The organism is Streptomyces sp. NPDC002734, from assembly GCF_040295685.1.
In the GTDB taxonomy this organism is placed as follows: Bacteria; Actinomycetota; Actinomycetes; order Streptomycetales; family Streptomycetaceae; genus Streptomyces.
On record NZ_JBEOVU010000010.1, the window covers coordinates 14,077 to 36,496 of the forward strand.

Below are 22,420 nucleotides of genomic sequence, written 5' to 3' on the forward strand. Positions count from 1 at the left end.
CCGGCTCCCGAACAAGAACAACGTTACAGCGACTCGATACAAGTTCTGGGGAGCGCCACGTGAGGTTCGGACGTCTTCTCTCGACGGTTGTGAGGTTGCAGTGCGGGCTAACATCTCGGTCCGGTGGGCCGATACCCTGCCGAAATGACCAAGTAGGTGGGGGAGAGCCATGACCGACATGCCGCAAAGGGCCGTGCAGCCTGGACCGATGCAGATAGCGTCGTGGCAGGAGGCGGAACGCAACGCCGCGCGATGGATGCGCCATTGGGGATACCGCGACGCCACCGCCAAACCAGGAGGCGCGGACGGTGGTGTTGACGTGAAGGCCACGGGGGCGCTCGGGCAGGTCAAGTACCAGGCCGCGCAGGTTGGCCGCCCGGAACTGCAGCGCTTCGTCGGCGCCCGGCCTTACGGATCTACCGCGCAATTGATCTTCTTTACCGGCAGTGACTACGCCTCCACCGCCGTGGCCTACGCGGAGGAGTGGAACATTGCGCTCTTCAGGTACCGGTTGGACGGCGTGATGATGCCGGTGAACGGCGGCGCCCGCCGTATCGCCGAGTCGAGTGCTCCGGTCGGAGCATCAATGGAGAGAGGTGGAGGCCAGGCAGACGGTAAGTCGTTTGGGGAGAGGAACTGGCGCGTCATTCTTGGCGTTGTCCTCCTGATGGCACCGATCGGATCCATTGGAGATCCGGAGACCTACACCGGTCCCCTCGCATTGGACGTGCTGAAGGGCCTCGGGATCTTCTTGGCACTCTGGGGGATCGGCGCGCTGTTGATCGGGGCGCACTTCGGTGTCCGTCTCTCCATCAAGAACAACCCGCCTTGTCTCACAGTCCTCTCGCGCTCGGGGAAGACTCTGGCGACCTTCCAACGTGGGAATCGCTCTCCAGGCCGTGACGTTCCCCCCAGTGCTACGCCCGAGACCCACCGCGACATGGAGGGTTGATCGGCCCGTGACTGTCGGCGTCGGGCAGGGCCGAATCCGTGCGAGCCTTCTCCTGACTTCTTACCTGCTGCCATGCCGCAGCCAGAATCCGTGCACCGGTGGATCGGCTCACGTCAAAGCGTTCGGCGATCTGCGCGGACGTGGGAGGGCGCTGCCGATGTCGTGCCGCCAGGGCGACGAGAGCGGCTGCCGCCGTCACCCGTGGATCCGGCGGCGCCGACGGGTCTCGCCCGGCGCGCCCCTGGTTGGGGCGTTCAGGGCTTGACTTGGGCCTGCCTGCACCGGTCCGGGCAGGAAGTCTCCGCTGGTCACCTTGGCGTAGGCGTTCCACGATCTCCCTCCGCCGCCAACGACGTCCGTGTATCTCAACCCCCCGAGGTAGATAACCGGAGACGGCGTAGCTTCGAACGGTGGAGGGGTCCACCCCGAGCAGTGCGCCGGCTTCCTTGTCCGTGAGCAGATCGTCAGGATGCTCCTTGCTGGGTGTCGCGACTGCTGGGATCGGGACACCGTCGATATACGCCCGAACCTGCTCGGAGTCGTAGAGGCGAACTCGTCCTTCTCCCCCGTTCACGCGCTGGACCCGCTGCTCGAAGGTGTTCCGAATGCGACGCCGCCAGGTGTGTAGGGGGAGGCCCATGGCCTCCGCCACGTCTGCCTCGGTGTGCACCTCACGGCCCTGGGGAATCACGACGAACCACACTCCTGCCCAGCCCGGATGACGGAGTTACGAGAACCTCCACCGTAAACTCGATGACGTCCTCGAGGCTCACCTTCACGTGGGTGTCGATGGGGCGAGGCCGGCGGATGCCGTCACCTCTAAGCGAGGTGATCCGCCGGTCTCACATCAACCAGAACGAGCCTGCCTGAGCCCAACGACGGTCGAGGCCTCTGATGAACCTGGGCGATGCGTAGGTGGTGTCTTCGGCCGGACGGCGGACGTGCGCTGGTCCACCAGCGTCGCCATCGCCCCGGAGTCACGGGCGGCCCCGCCACTCGACGGCTTCGTCTCCGTTTGCGTCCCGGAGAGTGGCCTCGATGTCCGGATCGTCAGGCGGCAACCCGCCTAGACGATCCGGGCGGGGGCTCGTCACGGTGCAATAGGTCCGTAGCGCGCAGCGCGGTCCTGTCTGCGTCCCGGGGCAGGAAGCGGCTGGCCGCGCCGCTCCAGGTGACGACGAGTTCGTCCCGGGCACGGGTAGCAGCGACGAAGATCAAAGACCGCGCGCGGACTTCTTCCTGCCGGTACCTCTCCGGGCTGGCGAGCCGGTACTGCTCGATACGCTGATGCGGGATCTGTCCCTCTCCCACAGAGGTCAGGAAGACTCGTTGGAACTCGAGTCCCTTGAACCGGTGCATGGTCCCGATCCGTACGGCGTCGAGGTCGGACCTCACGCCGTCGCGGCCCAGTTCGACGACGGGAAGCGAGAACTCCCGGACCAGCACGTTGGCGAACTCCTGTGCCGACGCGCCGTCCGGCACGCTGATCGCCATCGCGGAGTACGGCGTGCGGTGGGCGTCGTGCCGGTCGCGGATCAGGGTAGCCACGGCCCGCATTTCGGTGAGCCGGTCGGGTGCCCGCCAGAACTGCGGGGCAAGCCCGGTCAGCACGGAACGGTAGCCTTCCAGATTTTCCGTTCCGCTGTCCAGGTCGTCGAAGGACGCCCCGGTGATGAGGCCACCGGCGCTCCCCAGGATCTGCCGGGTCGTGCGGTAGTTGAGGGTCAGTCGTCGCGACGCCCGGCCGCGTACCTCGATGCCCTGATGGCTGAGAACGACCTTGCTGCCGTAGATGCGCTGGTGTGCGTCACCGACGAGGAAGATGTCGTTCGCTCCCTTAGGGACCATGGCCCGCAGCATCCGCCAGTGTGAGGCGGAGAGATCCTGGGCCTCGTCGACGACGATGTGCCGGTAGCGCGGCTTGAGCCACATACCACTGCCCGCCTCGCGGTGGACCAAGTCGCGCCCGCCCTGTCCCTCCTTGTAGCGGGCTTGTTCCTCTGCCCGGTCCAGGCGGCGCTGCTCGATGACGGCGGCCTGGTCAGCGATGAGCGCGTACGTGGTGCGCCGGGGCGGGCCGTCGAGCCTCGCCCGGTACGCCTGCATGAGCTGCCAGATCTCGTGGCGCTGGGCGGTGGTGACGCGAGGTCGCCCGGACCGGCCGACGCGACGGTAGACCTCCCAGGAACCGCATCGGCCGGCGACGACTACGTGCTTGAACTCGGAGTCGAGGAAGTCGACGTCGTAGTCGAAACAGCCGGTGTCGGTGAGCACATCGTGCCAGAGGCCCGTCGCCGCCTCGTCGTCCAAGGGCCGGCCCAGATCGACTCGGGCCTCCTGGACAGTCTCCCGGGCGAGGACGTCGACGGACTTGACGTCGACCCGGCGGAGCAGATCGTCGCCGCCCAGCTGCCGCAGCCGTTCGCGGAGTTCCAGGGCGAGATTGGTGTTGTAGGTGGTGAGCAGCACGGCGCGGGTGTGGCCCGGGGGCAGCCGGTCCACCAGATGGCGGACGCGGTGCAGTGCCACCACGGTCTTTCCGGTGCCCGGGCCTCCGGTCACCTTCGCGGAGCCCTTGAAGTCCGCTGTCGCGAGTCGCTTCTGTTCCGGGTGGAGGAACAGCCTCCAGGCGTCGAAGCTCTGCCCGAGCGCTTGGAGGACGGCGTCGTCGTCGGTCTCCGCCTGCGACACGGCGCGCCGCGCCGCACCGGACCAGTCCGCCGGGTCGACGCCGTCGGCGCGCCACCCTTCGGTGATGTGGCGGCGCACGTCCTGCGGATCGCCCCCGTCGCGCAGGGCGAGCAGCACGTCGCGGGTGAGTTCGGGGATGTTGTGGCCGAGCAGTTCACGGAACTGCTCCTCCGTCCGGACCTTGCGCAGAGCCGGCAGCAGAGAGGCGACGACCCCGAGATCGCGAAGGGTCGCGTCGTCGTGCGCGGCGAACAGGGGCGGCCGCAGGCTGCTGGGAACTGACGATGAGGTGTCGTCCGCTCCGGGCCTCGACGGCACGGGTTCGTGCGTGGCGTCCTCGCCGGACTGGGCGGACGCGTCGGTGCCCGCGGACTCCGACCGGTCGGGCAGGGAGACGACGTTGGCGCTGACCTCGCTCTGGTCGACGACCTCGATGGCGCCCGACACCGGATTGATCTCCACCGTGAGCCGGGCAAGCTCGTCGCGCGCCATGGCCCCGTCACGGACCGCCAGGACCCGCATCTCGTCCCCGCCGTCGGTGGACAGGAGCAGGACCATGCAGCGGGTGTCGGCGTAGGCGACGCACAGGTTCCCGTCGTCGCCAGCCGGGCGCAGGGCGGTCAGCCTCAAGGCCCGGTTGGTCCGGTCGGCGCGCAACCGGTGCACGAAGCCGGCGACCACCTCCGCCACCGCCGGTCCACGGCGCCGGATGTCCTCGTGGGCCTGGATCCCCACCTGCACCCGTGTCCTGGCCCCGCCCGCCGGATGCCCCGCCCTGTCACTCACCGTGTGCCCTCCTCCGCGCCCAGCAGGCGGGCGAGTTCTTCGACGTCCCAGTCGGTGGACGGCCGCACCTGCCAGCCGACCGCCGCGCACTGGGCCATGTACTCCGTGTCCTCGGCGTCTTCCCGCAGAACAATGCCGATCCGCTGCTCCGGCCAGGCCAGTTCGACCGTCCGGGATACCCCGTCGACGTCCCATCCAGTCTTTCCCGGGGGCACGTGGCCGCGCTCCGCCAGGGCCGCGGCAAGCTCTGCGACCTGCGGATCGCCCCATCGGGTGAGCTCGCCGACGACGAGCTCCCAGGCTGCGCGCTCCAGCGCGGTCGCGGTCCCCGCCGGCCGCGGTGTCCCGCTCTCCGCGACGTGGGTCCCAGCCGACGCTAGGTCGACAGCCTCGGTGGCCCTGACGCCCAGGTCAGCGCTTCGCCCGCCGGCCTCGGCGTCCCGGACGACGGGTGCGCCGCGGTCCTCATGATCGTCCACTGGGAGGAATCCCGTCCCGGGCAGGCCGTCGCGCAAGGCGGACAGCATCCCCGTCCTGTGTCCTGCCGTGGCGGCGAGCAGCCCGGCGTCGAAGGTATCGAGCGTGCTGCGGGCGAGGGCCAGTCCTTCGGCTGTGCCGGTCCCGTCGGTGTCGAGGAACTGGATGATGTTGCCCCAGTTCAGCCATGCCTTCCACCGGCGCCGGTGTTCGGGGCGGTCCCCGGCGACTGCCGTGGTGCGGTCGTCGAGGACGGCTAGGGCGCTCCAGCGCAATGCCTTGCTGTTGGGTCGGGACGCCCCCATCAGGATCAGGGGCAGTCCTGAACCGTCCTGGTAGGCAAGGAGTTTGACGCCCTCGCCCTTAACCGCGGGAGCCGGTTCGCCGCGTACCGCGGCCTCGACCCAGCCTGCCGCGGCCTCTGGTGCCGCGTCGACGAGGTCCGCGCGGCGGGCGACTGCCGGTGCGCTGACCGCGAGCTGGGCGAGGTGGTGCCACTTGCGCGGGCGGGGGTCACGCAGGAATCCCAGGAGGGAGGGAATGGCTCCTTCGTAGAGCAGCGCGGCTGCCTCTGCGGGGTCGCGCTTCAGACCCTCCCACTGCTTGAGCACCTTGGCGCCGGGGCCGGTCGGGGAGGTCACGTCGTACGGCGGCCAAGCCGCGTCGGCGTCCGGGCCAGCCAGCACGGGGGCGAGGGGATCGGGGGTCTGGTCGACTTCTGGCACCGGCTCCGCCGACAGAGTCTTCTCCCAGGCGACCACGTCGTCCCAGGTGATCTGCCAGACGAGGTAGCCGTCGGCGCGCAGCCGGGCGCGTTTCGCGGCGTCGGAAGCGATCCGGTTTGTGCGGGAAGAGGCGTGCCAGCGGTAGCCGTCCAGGTAGACCGCGATCTGCACCGGTGGCGCCCCGTCACCGGTGGCGTATCCCACGGGCGGGCGGAACAGCAAATCAGGGCGGGTGCGGTGGTCGGGCAGGTCCTTCTGGGCGACGACTTCCCAGCGGACCGGCGCCCCGCCGGGCCGGGTGAGCGTGAACTGCTTGCCGGGCCGCCCGGTAGGCGTCTGCTCGTGCTCGGCGGCCCCCTCGGGCAGGGTGGCGAGCCACCGGTCGAGGGCCTCGACGAAACGGCGTTCCAGGTCGCTCTCGGCCTGCTCGACGAAGCGGAGTCCGGCGTCGGCCTGCTCCTCCTTGTGGACGTCCCACCCGCTAAGGCCGTCGGTGCCGAGCAGGTTGTCCAGCATCCACAGGGCTTCCTGCCGGTCGAGGTCCTTGTAGTCCCGTTCGGGGCCGTAGCCGAGCAGGCAGCGGTGGCAGGCACGCCGCGGGGTGTCCCGGCAGGGGCAGTGCCGCAGGGTCTGCTGAGCCCCGGCAAGCACCGCCCGGAACTCCTCGCCGTCGCGGTCGACCAGCCGCTGGAGGTAACCGGTGCCGCCGGGCAGAGAGTCGTAGAGGACCAGGTAGTTGCGGGTGAGGTCGGTCTCGCGGTCGGGTTCGGTGGCGGGCGTGGACCGGATGTGGTCGGGGTCGCCGCCGTAGCGCAAGGCGAGGCCGAGGTGCAGGGCAGCGGAGAAGGAGGCCAGCCGCTCGGGCACGTTGAGGGTGGCGGCGGGCAGCAGGATGCGCAGTGCCTCGGTGCGATGCTCGGTGGCCGTGAGCACCTGCACGTCCTCGGGCGCGGCCTGCTTGTCGCGGCGCCGGACCGGGCACCAGGGGCGGTGGTGAGCGAGTTCGGCGCGGCTGAGCAGGGACTGGCCCAGGGAGTCCTGGGAAGGTCCGTTGCCTGGTTCGCGTTCGGTGGCGCCGCCGCAGCGGGGGCAGACGGTGAAGCCGGTGGGGGTGGCCACCTCGGTGCCGGCGAAGTACGTGTCGCTGCGCCGACCGTGGCGGGCCTTGCCGAGGTTGAAGCGACGGATCACGACCTCTCGGACATGGTCCACGCCGAAGGTGGTCTTCCGGTGCCGCCAGGTGTCCTTGATGTCCTTGGGATTGACGTCGACGGCGGTCACCGTCGTGTACCTCGTCTGGTCGCGGTTCTCGTGGTCGTCGACGATCCGGGCGTCGTCCCGCTTGTCGTGGGCGGTCACCTTGCGGGGGACGACGACCCGGAAGACGGCGGTGCGTCCGCCGATGTCGGGGCCGCCACAGCGGGGGCAGGGCGTGTGGTCCTCCTCGGCGCGGGGCCCGGTGCGGACGTGTCCGCACTCCTTGCAGATCCGCCAGACGTGGATGGCCGGAGGGTGCCCCTCGGGCTGTCCCTTGGTGACCGGCCCAAGGTCGAAGCCGTCGACGCGGTGGCGGTAGCCACGGACGTAGTACGTGTTGCCGGGGGCGAGCTCGGTGAGCGCGGCCTCGGCGGGCCGGTCGTAGACCCGGGGTTCAGTGCTCCAGCGGGATGTGGCCCCGCCCTCGGCGTCCGCGCCCGGGGTGCGGGAGCGCCGGACGGGTTCCTTGTAGCTGAGCATTGCCTCCAGCCGCACCCCGTCCTCAACCAGGCTGTAGTTGGGGAGCAAGCCGTGTTCGACGAGGAAGCCCTGGGCGTCGGACTGGGCAAGCTGCGCCAGTCGGGTCGCGACGCCCTTCGCCTCGCGCCTCAGGGTGCGCTTCTCGCGAGCCTCATCCTCAACGTTCTCGTGAAGGGCCTCCGCCGCCTCGTTGATCATGAGGCGGCGCCGGGCGAGCTCGGCACGCTCGCTCTCCCAGGCACGCTCGGCGGCTTCCAGGTCACGCGCGAGCCTGCCTGCCGCATACCTCCGCACGGTGGCGCGGGCATCCTTCGAGGCGCCCGATCCGGGGACACCGGGGATGGCCGGGAACAGGCGCAGGAAGGCGTCGGCGAGGTCGAGGCGGCCCTCGGTGGCCCGGCCGAACAGCTTCAGCCAACCGGTGCGGCCGACGAGCTGGGTGACCCGGTCGGGCATCGGCGGGACGCCGTCCAGGGTGCCGCGGGCGGCGCGGTCGACGAGGTAGGCGGTGTACTGGCGGCACAGCAGTTCACCCGCCGACAGGAAGCAGCCCGGCGGCAGGATCGGGCCCGCGATCAGATGACGGGGTTCGGCCAGGTGGTAGAGGGCGCGCGGGCTGGTGTCGGCGAGGGACACCAGCAAGGCGTTGCCGGTGGCGCGGCCCGCGCGGCCGGCCCGCTGGACGTACCCGGCCGTCGACGGCGGCAGGGACGCCAGGATGACGGCCTCCAGCTGCCCGATGTCGATACCGAGTTCGAGGGTGGGCGTGCAGGACAGGACGTTCGGGTCGGTGTGCTTCACGCCGCGCCGGAAGCCCCGCTCCACCTCCTCACGTTCCTTGCGTTTGAGGACGCCGGTGTGTTCGGCGGCGACGACGCTGTAGGGGTCGGCGTCGCGGTAGAGGCGGCGGTAGTAGTCCGACCTCGGGTCGCGGGCCGCCCGGCCGCCCGCCTCGGGTGACGGCCGGCTGAGCACGCCTTCACAACGCTTCAGCGGGCAGCGCGTGCCCAGCCAGACGGGAGCGCGCTCGGGCGGAACGGTCTGGGTCCAGCCGCAGGACGGGCAGGTGAGGACGGCGTCGCGAGTCTGCTCGTCGTCCAGCGGACGTACCCGTATGTGTCCGGCGGTCAACCCGTACACGCCGTTGCGGGTGCCGCGCTGCTCGGCCGGGCCGGTTCGCCGGAACGCCAGGGCGCCGACGCCGTCGTCGGCGAGGGCACCGAACAGGGCAGTCAGGTAGGCGCCCGCCGCGTCCCGGTCGAGGCCGAGACAGCGCCGGGTGAAGTCGACGTACCAGCTGTCGCGGGTGTCGACCCGCTCGAAGTCCGTCTTGCCCGTCCGGCCGCCCACCAGGACGAACGCCGGGGCCTCGGAGTGCCGTCCGAAGGCCGGCATTCCTTCGCGTCGCCCGGTGCTGACCGGGTGCCGGGTGCGCCCCTCCTCATCGATGAAGCGGTCCAGCCAGGCGTGGTGGACGCCGCCGGCCTGCCGGATGTGCTCCAGCAGGCCCCGGACGTAACCCTCAAAGTAGCGCAGCCGGGCAGGACCCCTCTCGGCGGGCGGTCCGGCGAGGGCCGCGCTCTTGTCGCCTCCGCTGTCCTCACCGTCGCCCCCTTCATGGTCTACGACGGGCAGGAAACCTCGCTCCTGTGCCTCGAACAGCGACTCGGCGGCCAGGGCCGCCTTCTCGGGCTCGGGCAGGTACACCTCGGCGGCGACCGTGCGGGTCAGCTCCAGGGTGCGTCCCAGGCGCGAGTGCAGGCCGAACTCCAGCAGTGTGCTGAAGGCCAGCCGCTGCCCGATCAGCTCCCAGGCCGACTGGGCGGGAACCCGCTTGCGGCCTTCCAGCAGCCGCCGGACCCGGTCCACGTCCTGGAGGTCCGGCGGAACGACGGAGGCGAGTTCACGCTGGTCCCGGCCGGCCGCCCAGCGGATCAGGGAGGCGATCAGTTCGTTCAGCGGCACGCCGTCGGCCGCGTACGCGGGATCGCTGCCCACGCCTTCTGCGAGCTGCTGGTGGATGACCGAGCGCAAGGAGAACTTCCAGGACCGGCTGGCGACGAATCCGGCGCGGTGCGCGGCGTCCTGCACTGAGTCGTTGAAGATCAGTGTCTTGCGGCGGTCCTGCCCCTTCTCGTCCCTGGCGGGCAGTTCCCCCTCGGTGAAGAGCTGGGTGACCACGACCGAGGCGAGCGGGGCGACACCGGCACCGAGGAAGCGGATGCCCTGGGCCTGTCCGCAGGCGGGGCAGCGGTCCTGTTTCGCGTAATCGGCGCGTTCCTGGTTGTCGAACCACACCCATACGTAGACCTCGTTGTCCGGGGTCGGAGCGGCGGTGTCCCCGTCCTCGGGCAGGACCTCGTCCGGGTCGAGGCGCCGCAGCGTGCTGCCGTTGTCCTCCAGGACCATCAGGGTGGCGTCGTGAGCAGCGCCGCGCCGTCCGTGCCGGGCGGACCGCCGGGCACGGATCGCGCGGGCCTGTTCGGCGGCCTCCGCGGGAGTGGCGGCGATCATGGCTCGCACCCGCCCCTTGGCCGCGCCACCGGCCACGCTGGCCCGGTAGATCTCGTCGGGGGCGGTCACCAGGTTCTGCGGGTTGCGGTCGGGGCAGATCGCCGACCAGCCGGACCGTCCGCAGTGCCGGCAGTAGGCGGCCGGCAGCCGCCCCGAGCGTCGGACTTGCCGTCGCCGTTCCTCCTGTGCGGCCCGTACCACCGCGGCACGGTCGGCATCCGCACGTCCGGCTCCCGGCTCATCAGCCCCGGACGGCACCACGCCGGTTTGCGCGGCCTGATCGGCGTCCGACCAGGAGAAGACCGGCTCAGGGGCGACGAACCGCAGCACCCGGGACAGGGCGCGCAGCCACAGATGGGTCTCGATCAGCAGCAGGGGCCGTTCTCTTCCGGCCGGTGACTTTGGGTCGCGGGCGTGCGAGATCAGCGCCACGAAGCGGGCGAGCGCGCTCGCCGCGGTCTCCGGGTCCCTGGCCACGGCGGCCCGCCAAGCCGAGGTGGCCGGGAACTCCTCCAGCGCCTCTACCGCCGTCAGCGGGGCGTCCTTGGTCCGCAGCAACTCGTGGGTGAGCGGGTGCGCGAGCAGACGCCGACCCAGCTCGCGCGGGTCGACGGTGTCGCAGCCCAAGGTGGCCCGCGCCACCGCGTCGAGACCGCCCGGGGTCCGCACCGGGTCGGGCAGCGCGGCCAGTTCCTCCGGTGAGGGCAGCGGCAGGGTGTGGTCGACGGGGGTGAGGAAGTTCTCGACGGCCCGGCGGTCTTCCCCCACGACCGCGTCGTCCGGGAAGTAGGTGCCGAAGACCTGGGAGGCCACGTCCAGCATGGCCCGCGCCCCGCCCGCGCCCGACCCGGAGCCGAGAGTGGCGGAGGTCGCCACCGGGCAGATCGAGCCGAGCGGTTCCCCTTCCCGGGAAGCGCCGACCACGGCCGCCAGTCGGCGCAACAGCATCGCCACGTCGGTGCCCTGGGCGCCGTCGTAGGTGTGGAACTCGTCGATCACGATGTACGCGAGGTCCGCGTCGCGCCACAGGGAGGCGTCCTGCTGCCGCTGGAGCAGCAGGTCCAGCATCTTGTAGTTGGTGATCAAGATGTCCGGCGGGTTGCGGCGGATCTCCGCCCGGTCCACCATCACCCGCCCGTACGGCGGCTCGGAGCCGCGAGCCCCGGACGCCTCGCCGATGTAGAGGCCGGCAGTTACCTCGGCCAGCCGCTCGTCCCGCTCGAAGAGTTCCCCCAGCCGCTTCGCCTGGTCACCGGCGAGCGCGTTCATCGGATACAGGAGGACGGCCTTCACGCCCGCCCGTCCCGCCTGCCGCTCCCGGCGGCAGTGGTCGAGGACGGGTACCAGGAAGGACTCGGTCTTGCCGGAGCCGGTGCCGGTGGTCACCAGGGTGGGGCGCGGCCTCTGCCCGTCCTTGCTCGTCAGCCGGGCGAACGCCTCAGCCTGGTGGGCGTAGAAGTCGAAGCCGCTCGGCCACCAGTCCAGGTGGGCCTGCCAGCCGTCGTCCGCCGGCCGAAAGGGCCGCCGTATCCGCAGATACGGCCCACGGAACAGGCCGTCGGCCGGATCGGTGAGGAAGTCCTCCAGCGCGTCCTGGGTGTCGGGCTCGGCCAGCGCGAAGGTCGTTGTCAGATACTCGACCGTGGTGTCGCGCAGCGTCTGCGCGGCGAGTGTGGGTCTCATGACGCGCCTCTGGCCCCCGTCTCCCGTGTTGCTGTCCCGGCGAGCGAGACGGCCGCGGAGGGGCGGACCACGCCACGGCGGCCGAATCGATCACCACCACTTTACGGCGGAGATACGACAACGCCCCCGCCTTCATCGGCATCGATCGGGCGGACGCATGCGGGCCGGGTCAGCTGCCCGGTGCCAGCGTGCATTCCGCCCTCACGGTCTTGCCTGGGCGCCGCGCCTCGGGTGCCAGCCCAGCGGGTCGAGAGCGAAGCGACCAGCAGTAGCCCCCGGCCGTCGGGATCCTCCGGAGCGGGCAGGGCCAGCGCCGAGGGGCGGGCTGGCAGCTGTTGACCGGGTCTCCTCAGCCTTCCTTCGCCGTCTCGGGCGGCTCGGTGTCACCGGGCTCCCAGCCGGCTGCCCGCAACCGCCGGGTGAACTCGGCGTGTGCCGCCCGCATCTCCTTCTTCCGGTCGGCCCGGTAGAGAGGCCCGGTGTAGCCCTCGGGTACGGCGTACTCCTCCGGGAAGGCGTCAGGCGCGCTCAACTGCTTCCATGCGTTCTTCGGTTGCCCGTAACCGTGTTGCTGGTGCGCCTTGGCGATCCGCCGCCCGGTTGCGTCGAACCACATGCTCTCCTCGTACTGCTGGAGCACAGGGAACCGGGCGTCGTACATCGCCACCAGCTCGTCCGCGCTGATTCCGAGCCAGACGGCGACGAGGGCATCGATCTCCACGAGCGCCGCCCGCCGCGCGAACTCCGTCCGGAGGGGTGTACCCCACTCCCAGGTGGGGCCAACGCCATCCGAGAGTGGTGCTGTGTCTGCGGGCCAACACGCCGATGCTGCCCAGGCGTCCTGCTGCCATGAGCCGTCGAAAATCTTGGCCCAGAGGCGCGCGTACGCGTTTGTCTGACAGTTGAGACGGAGGATACGAAGTAGAAGCGCCTCTTCGAGGGGATGGTCTGCTGTAGGCGCAGGCATAACCTCTGCCTCACCTTTTTGCAGATCCGAGCGCCCAGTGGCTCGCAGGAAGTAGTCCAGCGGAAGTGAAGCCCAGAACCCAGCGGCTAGTGCCGTCTTACGGTCATCCGTCAACGCGGCAGTGTGCACCATGTGAATGTGAGCCGGACCAGGCGGGATGAGGGCCGCGAACAGGCTTCGTTCGGTGTTTGAGGCAATCTGCCGCCGCCAAGCCAGCCGATAAAAACGTGAGTACGGTCGGGTCGTCCAGTCGGAGAACACTAGGCTGCGCTCTGTCTCGCTAGATTCTCCCAAGACCTCGGCGACTCTTTTTTCCGTTCGGATATCGCCAAGCAACTCCAAATCACGCCACGGACGTCGCAGCAGCGCATTATAGTAGGCCGACGCGGAGAGAGCCCGACGATAGTTCGTACGCGGCACGGCATCTTCGGCCATGTTCCTGTGATCCCAGGGCTCATAGTCCCGCATGCTCTTGGAACCGCCCTCGGGTGGCTGCTTGTGATAGGGCGTCGCTACATGGATCAGCGGGCCTTGGAGAATGACGTCAGCCCAGGTCGCGACCTTGCCCGGAGCCCAGTTGAAGTAGCCAGCGGTACGGTCGGTCTTCTCGTTGAAGCCTCCACTGATGCGTGGGTCCAGTGCGGCCAGACGATGCGGCCACTTCGCCAAGGACGCGATGGCCGACTCCTCCGCCCGTGTCACAGGGAAGAGGAGCTTGGTCTGATCAACTGGGGGCAGACCTTCTTCACCCGCCAGTTCACGCCATTCCGCGAGACGGACCTCATCCACGGTGACGATCCGGTCCCGGTGTGGACGCAGGTCCCACTTACCCTCGTGCTTGACACCCGGCAGAGGATCGTCCGATCTTGTGTGCCGAACGGACTTAACGAGAACACTCGGGTGCAGCAGCCAACTCATGTGCTGGAAGCAAATCTCCTGATCTCGGCCGTACACGTTGACGCTGAAATGGCTGCTGTTGCCGACGGGATTTGCGAAGATGAGGAGCTCGTTGGTGAAATCCGCGTGGAAACGGAAATGCCGGTAGGCAGCCGCGCGAAGCACGCCTTCGTTGGCGCCCGTCAGGTGAGTGGACGGATGAATCAGCCCCGCGATCCCCCGCTCCCCTGTTGCCCTCCACGCCAACAACATGAACGCCCGGTACATGTCCGGCCGGGTCCCCACCAGCTCCGGATACGTGTCCGCAGACGACAGGAACTCGGAGACCCCCGCCACCGTCTCCAGCTCGCCCAGATAAAATGTCCGGTTCCCGGGCCGGGCTAGGACCTCCGCCACGTTCCGTTCCCGCTGAACCTCGGCATCTTTGCCGCCCAGGACGAACCACGGCTCGAGCTCCGCAAGGACGCCGTTCTCATCCCACTCCTGCCGGACCCACGGCGGATTCCCCACCATCAGGTCGAACCCGCCGTCGGCGAACACGTGGGCGAAGTCCAGCTCCCAGTGGAAGAAGCCCCGTTCCTCCGCGATCTGCTGCACCGTCTCGAACCAGGGGAAAGTGTCGCCCAGGTCGGCTGGCCGGGACCAAGCCGTCTCTTCGGTCATCTTGTTGTCGAGCTCGACCTCCTTGACGTCGAGCTCGTCCAGGTCCGTAACGCCCTCGAAGGACAGCAGCGAGGCCTGCTTGCGGTCCTCCACGTCGACCCGGCCCAGCACCGCCTCCGCGAATTCGATCCAGTCGTCCAGGGACCTGAGGGCGACCTTGCGCCGCCCGTGGCCCTTGGGCAGCGCCGTGCGGTCCTCACCGCGTGGCCGGTACTCGAAGTCGTCGGTGCCGTCGAGCAGGCCGATCTTCTCCAGCGGCCAGAACCACAGCGCGCACCACGCGTCCATGACCTGCTTCAGCCGCCAGTACGGTGTCCCCTTCCGGTGCAGTGCCGCGAGCACCGCGTCCCGGTCCATCGGCGGACGCCCGCTGCTCCCCTTGCCGGTGCCGGTGCCGGTGCCGGTGCCGGTGCCGGTGCCGGTGCTGGAGGCGGACGCGCCCCACACGTCGACGTGCCGCGCGATCTCCTGCTCGGACAGCCGCAGCCGCATCACGACCAGGTCCCACAGGTACTCGACCCGGCGGGCCAGGCCCATCAGACGGCCGGTCTGGGTACGGGAGTTGGGATCCTCGTCGTCCGGCACGACAGCCGACGGTGCCGGCTTCGGCGGTGCGGGCTCCGACGGGACGGCCTCCTCCAGAAGACCCAACGACGGCTGGTCCCAGATCTCCAGCCCCAAATCGAGGGTGCCCTGTCCCCTCGCCTCGTCCTTGAGGGCCAGTGCCTCGGGCGTCGGGGCAACCCTCGGCCTCTGCCCGGCCGAGGCTGGCTGGCCGCCCTTCGGGTTGCGCCGCATCGCGGAACGCCAGCGGCGCAGCGCCTGGACCTGCTCCGGCTCCAGCCAGTCGACGACGTCGCCGTCCACCACGGCCTTGACCACTTCATTGGCCTTGCCCTTGTTGAAGGTGCGCAGGCCGACCTTCTCCCCGATGGAACCCCAGCCCATGGCGGGCAGCAGGAACTGGTGCACTTCACGGGCCCTCAGCTTCTCCGTGAGCGGCACGTGCCGGGGACGCTGCGGGGACTTGGAGGTCAGCCAGCCGCCCTTGCTCAGACTGTTGCCGGGGTAGACCCGGCGGGCTGCGCCGATCAGGGAGTTGCCCCGGTGCAGGTGGAGGCCGTACCAGGGGGCTTTCATGCCCCGGTACATGGTGTTCAGCCAGAGGGAGATCTCTGCGAGCTCCACGGCCGTCTCGTTGAGGTCGACGCCGTACGCGTTGTGCAGGGCGATGTACGCCTTCACCTTCTGCAGCTCACGCTGATATTCCTCGGGGTCGATGTCGACGCCACGCTCCCGCTGGGCGAGACGCAGGTACAGCTCTGCGAGCTGGTTGACGGCCTCGTTGAGGAATGCACCCGATCCCAGGGCAGGTTCACACACCCGCCAGCGCAGCACGTCCGCCGCGTTGACCCAGGCCGCGTCGGGGTCCTTGGGATCCACCTTGCCGTCGTCGTCCAGCCGGAAGCGTAGGGTCTGCTCGACGGTCGCCTGGGTCAGGGACTCCGGCGTGTAGTAGGAGGCGCTGGTCTGGCGGTCACGGCCGGCCAGCCGGTACACGTACGAGTCGACCTTGTAGGGCAGTGGCACCCGCTCGTCGGTCTGCGGGTTGATCTCCGTCTTGACGAAGACGCTGTCCTTCGGCCCGTCCGGGTAGCGTCCCGACGCTACCTGGCTCGCCTTGATCAGCCAGGAGCCGCCGCTCGGGTCACCGCCCTTGGCGACCTCGTACAGCGGTTCGTCGGCGATGAACCCGGTGTACGACATCAGGCCCTCGTACACCGCGCCCAGGTGGTTGATGCTCAGGTTGGCGTATGAGATGAACCCGCCCCGTCCTCCCCGGCCTTTGCCCTCCACGATGGTCAGGTTGCGCAGCACCTGGTGCAGGACCTTGTTACGCAGCCGCAGGTCCAGCCTGCGCGCGCCGTCCGGGACGGTGCCGTCGGGGGCCAGGTCGTCGGGGTGGACGATGATCTGGTCGACCAGCTGTATCGACGTGGGGTCGAACAGGCGGGAGCGCAGCGCCTCGATGCGGACGCCCTCGTAGCCGTCGTCCTCGGCGAGGTCCACCGACTCCGCGGCCGCCGCTGCCGGCAGCGCCTCACGGGAGGTGACCGTGTCGGCGACCGGGTGCCCGGTGAAGACCTTGTCGAAGAGCAGTGCCAGCGAGTCGTGGAAGTGGTGGCGGTCGCGGGAGGCGCTGGACAGCTTCTCTTGGACGACCAGTTCGCGCAGCCGGGCCACGCTGTACCCCGAGGCGTACTCGGCGCTCTTCATCGGGAGGATGTCGAGTTCGGGGCGGGCCTCCGCGTAGAGGAGGAAGAGCACGCGGTAGAGGTAGCGCAGGGACTCCTTGGTGAGGACCTTGGCGAGGGCTCCGGGCTCCGCAAGTGGGCCCGGCAGCCACTCGGGGAGGTCGGCGGGGCGTACGCCCCGTGCTCCGGCGAGTTCCAGCACCTCGTTGGCGATGAGCTGGACGGACGCCTTCAGGCCCTCGCGCAGGTCGGAGGTGACACCGACGGAGTGGTCGCGGGACTCGGCGACCAGCCGGGCGATGTCGTCCTCGCCGCCGTCCTGAGCGGGCCGCAGCGAGGGCGCTCCGAACAGGGCGGCGATCACGTCGAGTTCGTCGGCGGTCGCGCCCTTGGTGCCCTTGCGGGGCAGGGCGACATCCAGGCTGACCGCCAGGTGACGACCGCGCAGGTAGTTCTCCCGGTCGGCCAGGACCACAACCCCGCCGAACAGCATGAGGACGTAGGTGGGCGCGTCCTCGGTGGCCAACAGCCAGGCCGCGAGGTCGGTGACGGTAGTGAGCGTCTTGCCAGAGGCCACCCGGACCGGTACGGCGAGCCGATTCGCGGACCCGTCGCCACGGGTGGCGGCGACCTCGTCGGCGAAACCGCCGGCCAGGACGGCGATGCCGGGCTCGGCGTGCTGGACGGGCACCACGACCGGGCCGGCGGCGGCATGCACGGTGAGCCGGCCGGGGCGCGGGGTGAAGCCGAGCGCCCTGAGGACACGGTCGTGCCAGGCTGCCAGACCAGCACGCCAGGCACCTTCGGGGTCGTCGTCGAAGACCCTGGGACGGGTCGCCGGCAGGAACCCGGGCAGGGCCTCCCCGTCGGCTCCCTCACAGGCACGGGTGTCCCGGTGAGCGTCCCGGTGGGCCCGCGCCGCCTCGGCCGCCGCCTGCTGTTCCGTGATGCCCGCGAAGTCCGGGAGGAGGTTGTACTTGCTTGCCTCCCCACCTACCTCAAGCCGTGCGGCGAGGTAGTGCCGAGTCAGGTCTCGCAGTCCCTGCCGGGGTGTGGGCCGTCCCTGACGTTCCTCCGCGGCCCATTCCTTCAGTCTGCCCGCCTTCAGCTGCTTGGGCAGGATCTCGTCCAGGTAGAAGGGCGGGAAGTACTCACCCTCGTTCATCAGAGCGTCGAACTTCACGCGTGCTGCTCCTGCAGGATCTCGATGGTTACGGGCCGAGGCAACGGCCGGGACGGACGGGCCGCCATGACCGGGCTGCCGGGTCGGGCGGGGCGGGCGGTCATGAGCCGGGCTCCAGCACCGCCAGGACGCGGACCATCGCGTCGCCCGTCGTCCGGAGCCGGGCAGCGGCTTCCGCCAGGTTCTCGGCCGCCCGCTCACGGGCGGTACGGCCGCCGCTGAACCCGGGCAGCGCTTGTTCGCGCCAGAGGTCGACCCTGCGCTCGTACTCCCGCAGCGGGGCGTCGACGAGCTGCTCCGCGTCCGTCCGGCGCCGCATCATCTCCCGCCGTGTGACTTCCACCGCCTCCGGCACGTACGCCCGCAGCGCCTCCGGGTCCCCGGCCGTGAAGTGGTCGGGCATCTGCGGACCCAGACCCAACTCGGCAAGGAGGTTCCGGGTGAGGTCCCGTACCCGGGGCTCATGTCCGGGGCGGCCCAGGCGGTCGATGGCCAGCCAGGTGACCACCGTCGGCCTGCCGTCCCGGTTGGACCACACCCCCTGGGTGAGGAACACCGGTTCCGGGACCCGCTGCGGATCCACCTGCATCACCAGAGCCTGCTGGCGCCCGAGCTGCACCAGGACCTTGTCGGTGATCCACTCCAGTACGGGGTGCAGCTCACCGACATAGTGGGCGTCCGGCCACAGCGAGGACGAGTCGGCGTCCTCCCGGGCGCGCTTCAGCGAGTCGGCCCCGTCCTTCTTGCTGAAGGTGAGATTCATCCGGCGAGTGATTCGCTGGTCGCGCAGATAACTGGCGGGCAGGACGTCGAGGCGGTCGGCGAGGTCCTCTGGGGTGTCGAAACTGAGGTCGGTCCCGTTGACGGTGGTGTCCAGCCGGAACGCTTCCAGATCCGCCAGCTCTTCCAGACCGGACAGGACGTAATCCCGGCGATCGGTGAACAGGCGCAGCTCGTCGACGAAATAGAGCGGTGCGGGGGCGCCGGGACCGTCGGCAGCGTCCGGAGTCCCGGCGGCCTCGGGCACGGCGGCGTCTTCGGTCGGGCCCTCGTCGTCCTCGTCCGTGAAGTCGAAGCCGACATCGCCGAAGTCGTCGTCGTACGGGCCGAAGTCGAACGCGGCGTCGCCGTGGGAACCGTACGCGCCGTCGTCCGTGCCGAACTCCGCGTTCAGCCGCTGGGCCAGTGGCAGATCCGCCGGGGCGCCTGCGTCACCGACGGCGACCGCTTCGAGTTCCGCCACCGCCTCCTGCGGCGCCTCGCCCTTGAACAGCGCCTCCATGACGCGCTTCTCCTCCAGCGCGCCGTCGTTCTCCGTGGTCACCGCCTCCACCGCGCCGAGGACCGCGTGCACCTTCTCCTCGCGGGCGAGGACCTTCTCCGCGATGTCCGTGTCGTCCAGGGCGCCCTCGACCGCCGACTCCAGGATCATCGCCCGGAACTCGGGCGGGCGGGTCTGCCCGTAACGATCGATGCGTCCGTTGCGCTGCTCGACACGGATCAGGCTCCACGGCAGGTCCCAGTGGATCAGGTGATGGCACTGTCGGTGCAGGTTGACGCCCTCGGAGGCCCCGTCGCCGGTGAGCAGCAGACGGATGTCGCCACCGGCGCGAGCGAACTCGTCGACGTACTCCTGCTGCACTCGGTCCGACACACCCGTGCTGTGCAGGACCTTGACGGCGGCCCGGGCGTCGTCGTTGTTCTTCCAGCCGAGCAGAGGGGGGAGGACCGTACCGAGCCAGTCCAGCGTCTCCCGACGCTCGGAGAAGACGACCGCCCGGGTCGCGCTGCCCGCCCCCACCCCGATCCGGGTCAGTTCCTCTACCAGGCCGTTCAGCTTGGAGGTGGCGTGCGGGCTACGCCCTTCGTCCGATGCGCGCTCGATGGCGCGGGCCAGTTCCAGCAGCCGTAGCAGGGAGGCCGCCTCCGCGGTCCTCGTCTCCACACCGGACAGCGGCTCCGCCGCGATGTCGTGGCCGTCCGGAAGGCGGTGGCCAGTGCTCGCCAGCCGCTTCCGCGTGGTGACGAACAGGGCACGGTGCGAGGAGAGGAAGGATTTCAGCAGGACGTACGGGAAGAGCCGGTCCTCCGTTCCCGCACCGGGTTCGCTGCGCTTCAGCCAGTGCTCGGCGAGCTCGGCGAAGACCTGCTCCTCCAGATCGCTCGCCCGGCAGCGCACCGGGTGGGAGCCGCCGCGCGGCGCCCAGTGGTCCTTGAGCTCCCGGGCAACCTCGGTGCTGACCTTGGTGCGGCGCAGCATCAGGTGGTCCAGTTCCTCGGCCCGGGGGTTGCGCGGATCCTTGACCGCCATCGGGTCGAGCAGGCGGATGAGGTTCGTGAAGGCGGCCATGTCACCGTTGTGAGGGGTGGCGCTGGCGAGGACCAGGGCGTCGGTCCGTTCGGCCAGCAGGTCGGCGAGGGCGCGGCGGTCACTTCCCTGGTTGATGAGATTGTGCGACTCGTCGATCACCACGGCGTCCCAGCGGATGTTCTCCAGCCAGGGGCGGTACCGCCGCGGGTTCTTGAGCGTGTCCATGGAGATGATCACGCGCTTGAAATAGGTGAACGGATTTCGGCCGGCGGGGATCTTCCGCTCGACCCTGGCGATGCCCGCGCTGTCCAGCCGGACCAGCGGCAACGAGAACCGTGTCCACAGCTCGTGCTGGAACTGCTCCAGCACCGGCGCGGGCGTCACGATGAGGATGCGCTCCCCGCGGCCTCGCCGGATCAGCTCGCTGAGCAGCACCCCGATCTCCAGGGTCTTGCCGAGCCCCACGACGTCGCCGATGAGCAGCCTTGGCCGCAGCGGGTTGGCGAGCGCCTTGGCGGCGGGCCGCAGCTGGTAGTCCATGCGGTCGATCAGGAACGCGTCTGTCAGTGCCAAGCGGCGTTCAGTCTGCGGCAGCGGGGTCTTTCGGAAGACCGCCTCGAGAAAGAGACGTCCGCGCCGGAAGTGCGGCGAGTCGTCGGCCCGTAGCTCGGTGTCCTCGGGACGCAGGACGCGTGGCCGGTCCATGGTGGGCGCCAAGAACCGCGCCTCCTGGCCCCGGACCAGGTCGGAGGCGCCGACCGCCTCGATCAGGAGCTCCCCGGATGGCAGCTGCCGGCTGTTGCGGACCATCCACTCCTCGTCCCGCACCTCGATCATCGTGCCGGCGGGCGGCGCCTCCTCGGGTGCCGCCGCCTGCGGGGCGGAACGGTCCTGAGTGCTGCCGGGCACGGTGTCGGGCATGGTGTGCGGGTCCTTTCGGTGATGATGCGACGCGTATCACGGATAGCGAAACCGTGGCGGAGGGCAGGGCCGACCGGGATGCGTGTCAACCAGAAGCCTAGAACCCCGACGCGGGTGGGGATGACGGGCCGTACGGACAGACGCGACCGAGAGGGGAGGACCGAGCCGATCCCGGCACGGCCGGGATCGGCTCGGACCCACGCTGCCGGAGCGCCTCCAGCTCAGAGACGTCCGTTGCGGGCGTAGGCGCGACGCAACTGCTCCGCGATCTTCAAGGCGGGAGCCCGGGGCGGAGCCTTGACCCTGGAAGGCCCGGTGGGCGCGGACCGTCGGGGCGGCGGGAGACGGTAGCTCGTGGGCGGGGGTACGGGCTCCGCGCCTGATCCGGGCCAGTCTGCCCCTTCCCCTTCGACATCGCTGCCGGCCGACGGGGAAGCGCCCTGCGGCGGCATTGGTTCGGGCTGAGCCGCATCTCGGACATCGGACGGTGGCGTGGCATCCGGTTCGGCGTGCTGCCCTCCGGCGGCCACCTCCTCGGCCCACTCGACATTGTCGGTGTCGATGCCGAAAAACTCCGCCTCGGCGTCGGCGAGTTCGTCCGCAGCCTCGCCGACGGCTCGCCGAGCTTCCTCCTGCACCTTCGGGTCCACGGTCTCGGCGAGGATTTCCTCCGGGAGTTCCGGGATCAGGCCGGAGGCGACAACTCTGGCGAGCAGTTGGTCGGCGGCCTGCTGGGGGGTGAGGTCGGCTGCGGCCAGGAGGGACAGCAGGCTCGTCTCGATGCTGTCGAGATCGGGACGCTGACTCGGAGTCGCCACGAGTATCTGGGCGAGCAGTGGCACGAACACCGCGTCCACACCGTCGAAGCTTGGCGACGCCATGAGGGGTACGAGAGGAAATGGTGGCCTGCGGGTCAGGGCGAAGAAGAGGGTGGCCCCAAGGGAGTAAACGTCGGCGGGTTCCTTGACGTGTTTGGTGTCCTGGAGCTGCTCGAACGGCATATAGGCATGTGTTCCCTTGGTGGTGCCCGTCGCCGTCAGAGCCTGACTGGACGGCCGATCAGTCAGCACGGCGAGACCGAAGTCCAGCACCACCGGTCCGTTTGGTCCCAGGACGACGTTGCCCGGCTTGAGGTCGCGGTGCAGCAGTCCGGTGCCGTGGATCGCGCGCAAGGCGTCCACGAGGGCCAAGCCGAGTGCGGCGCAGGGGCCGAGGGGCAGGATGCCGGTCTCTTTCACCAACTGGTGCAGGGTGGGGCCGGCGACGTAGTCCATGGCGAACCACGGCTCAGCAGCGTCCGGCACGGCAGCCACCAGGGCCGGGACACGGTCGCTGACCACGGCACGAACCGCGTCGATCTCCGTGCGGAAGCGTTCTCGGGCTTCGGGAAGATCCAACAGATCCGGTTGAATCATCTTGATCACGGTCAGTCGGGCTTCACCGGTGTCCGCGCCCTCGTCTGGCTCGACCAGGTGATAGGCGGCAGCCTCCTCCTCCGTGAGACCGTCCAGTGGCAGGCGACGTGCCAGGTAGGCGACCCCCATGCCACCGGCCCCGAGCCGGGCCAGCAGCTCGAATGGGCCCAGCACAGCGGGATCTTGGTCGGTGTCCAGCGGCTGCATCGGCGGTCTCGTCCCCCACCAGTCCACGACACGGCC

The 22,420-nt window shown here is 69.8% G+C and carries 6 protein-coding genes; 1 reads left to right on the forward strand and 5 read right to left on the reverse strand.

Annotated elements, in window-relative coordinates:
• The first annotated feature begins 169 nt into the window (after positions 1–169).
• Entirely contained in the window at positions 170–952 is a 783-nt protein-coding gene (locus ABT026_RS11260; RefSeq protein ID WP_351113915.1) for a restriction endonuclease, read from the forward strand.
• 1,050 nt (positions 953–2,002) lie between these two features.
• Here ABT026_RS11260 and ABT026_RS11265 read toward each other — a convergent pair.
• The 5 genes from ABT026_RS11265 to ABT026_RS11285 form a co-directional block, all read right to left on the reverse strand.
• Positions 2,003–4,429 carry a UvrD-helicase domain-containing protein gene (locus ABT026_RS11265; protein WP_351113916.1) on the reverse strand — a complete coding sequence of 809 codons (2,427 nt, stop codon included), beginning with the start codon at positions 4,427–4,429 and terminating at the stop codon, positions 2,003–2,005.
• On the reverse strand, positions 4,426–11,565 hold the full coding sequence (locus tag ABT026_RS11270) for a DEAD/DEAH box helicase (RefSeq protein ID WP_351113917.1): 7,140 nt from the start codon (positions 11,563–11,565) through the stop codon (positions 4,426–4,428). The genes ABT026_RS11265 and ABT026_RS11270 overlap by 4 nt, the downstream gene beginning before the upstream one ends.
• A 349-nt stretch (positions 11,566–11,914) precedes the next feature.
• Positions 11,915–17,530 (reverse strand): Eco57I restriction-modification methylase domain-containing protein, encoded by a 5,616-nt coding sequence (locus ABT026_RS11275; RefSeq protein WP_351113918.1) that lies wholly within the window; start codon positions 17,528–17,530, stop codon positions 11,915–11,917.
• A gap of 100 nt (positions 17,531–17,630) precedes the next feature.
• The gene (locus ABT026_RS11280) at positions 17,631–20,762 is read right to left on the reverse strand and encodes an SNF2-related protein (RefSeq protein WP_351113920.1); all 3,132 of its coding nucleotides are present in this window, start codon (positions 20,760–20,762) and stop codon (positions 17,631–17,633) included.
• Positions 20,763–20,983: 221 nt separating this feature from the next.
• The gene (locus tag ABT026_RS11285; RefSeq protein ID WP_351113922.1) at positions 20,984–22,384 is read right to left on the reverse strand and encodes a serine/threonine-protein kinase; all 1,401 of its coding nucleotides are present in this window, start codon (positions 22,382–22,384) and stop codon (positions 20,984–20,986) included.
• Positions 22,385–22,420: the final 36 nt, after the last annotated feature.